The following is a 1,452-nucleotide window of genomic DNA, read 5'->3' as shown; positions in this document are numbered from 1 at the left end:
GAAAACAAATACGGGACTTGTGGCCTTTTGTGAACAGGCGCTTGCCGCCGGAACCGGATACGTTTACGGCACAATCGGACAAGTCTGTACGAAAAGCCTGCTTGAGCAATGCGCCGCCCGTTATCCGGCGGACAACCTCGCCGGTGGCTCAATGCGAAAGCTGGGTGAAAAGTGGCTCGGCCGCCGCGTTACAGATTGTATTGGCTTACTAAAATATTACATCATGTCGGATGGCTTCGGGAAAGACCCGCATTACAACAGCAAATACGACAAATCGGCAAATGGGGCATACAATGAGGCTACAGAAAAAGGGCCGATTTCTACGCTGCCCGAAATCCCCGGTATCTGTCTGCACATGCCCGGCCATTTTGGCGTGTATATCGGAAACGGCTATGCCATCGAGGCTCGGGGCACCGCTTATGGCGTTGTAAAGACCAAGGTCGCCGGCCGCGGATGGACGGACTGGTTTAAATCGCCATGGATAGAGTATGTCAGCGCAAAACCGGCTTTTAAGTGCGACACAACGTGCAATATGGCTATTAAGCATGGCGCGTTTTATCAAATGAAAGTTACCGTATCCGGCAACACTCCGCCGAAAGTTACCACAGGCACTCCCGACGTTGTAACCATCCTACCGCGGTATGTGGTTGGCAATGACCATTACTTTTACCTGTGCGCTGTGGGTGCGCCAAAGAGCGGTACCGGTATTTACGTAAACGGGAAAAAGCAGTTTGTGGTGAATGTTAAGTAAGGAGGCAGGGGCGAATGGATAAAGCCAGAGCATTATATTTTTCGGTGCTTACCGCTTGTTCGGCGGCGGGAGCGGTGCTTGCAAAAGCGCTTGGAGGGTGGGACGAATCGTTACAAGTGTTAATTACATTCATGGCGGTCGATTATGTCCTTGGGATTATTATTGCTCTTGTCTGGAAAAGCTCCCCAAAGACGGAAGATGGATCCTTCGAAAGCAATGCCAGCCTGAAAGGACTGTTCCGGAAGGGCGGCATATTGGCAATCGTTTATATGGCCGTCCAGATTGACATGCTGGCCGGGAACAGCAGCTACATACGCAATACGGTAATTCTGTTTTTCATTGCGAACGAAGGGTTTTCGATTATAGAGAATTTAGGTATTATGGGGCTGCCGATGCCGGAAGTCATTAAAAATGCATTTGCCGCCATAAAAAAGCAGTCTGAGCAAAAATAAAATAGCCGGATATCCGGCAGAAAGAAGGGTACATATGAATATTACACAGAAACTTACATCCCGTAAATTTTGGATGACCGTAGCGGCATTTGTCGTCGGCGTGCTGGCGCTCTTTAACGTGGACGCAAACACCACCCAGCAGATCAGCGGCGTAATCATGTCGCTGGGTGCAGTAATCGCGTACATAGTAGGCGAGGGGCTTGTGGATTCCGCAGCAGCCGGAGCAAGCAATACGCCGGATGAAGTAAC

Annotated in this window: 2 protein-coding genes and 1 pseudogene; all 3 read left to right on the top strand. The window is 50.3% G+C overall.

What is annotated here, in order from left to right; all coding sequences use genetic code 11:
• Positions 1-751: pseudogene (locus CAGA_RS12730) on the top strand (hypothetical protein); the annotation flags it as partial.
• 14 nt (positions 752-765) lie between these two features.
• Positions 766-1,203: a phage holin family protein gene (locus CAGA_RS12480; RefSeq protein ID WP_135661203.1), complete on the top strand. Its 438-nt coding sequence runs from the start codon at positions 766-768 to the stop codon at positions 1,201-1,203.
• A gap of 34 nt (positions 1,204-1,237) precedes the next feature.
• Positions 1,238-1,452 (top strand): hypothetical protein (locus tag CAGA_RS12475; RefSeq protein WP_135661202.1); only part of this gene is annotated, 215 nt, incomplete at its 3' end.

Source organism: Caproiciproducens galactitolivorans (assembly GCF_004768785.1).
GTDB lineage: Bacteria > Bacillota > Clostridia > Oscillospirales > Acutalibacteraceae > Caproiciproducens > Caproiciproducens galactitolivorans.
The sequence above is the reverse complement of the archived record's forward strand: the minus strand, read 5'-3'. Positions and strand labels throughout refer to the sequence as shown.

Coding starts and splice junctions, on each gene's coding strand:
- CAGA_RS12480 (WP_135661203.1), top strand. CDS start 766: ATGGATAAAGCCAGAGCATTATATTTTTCGGTGCTTACCGCTTGTTCG.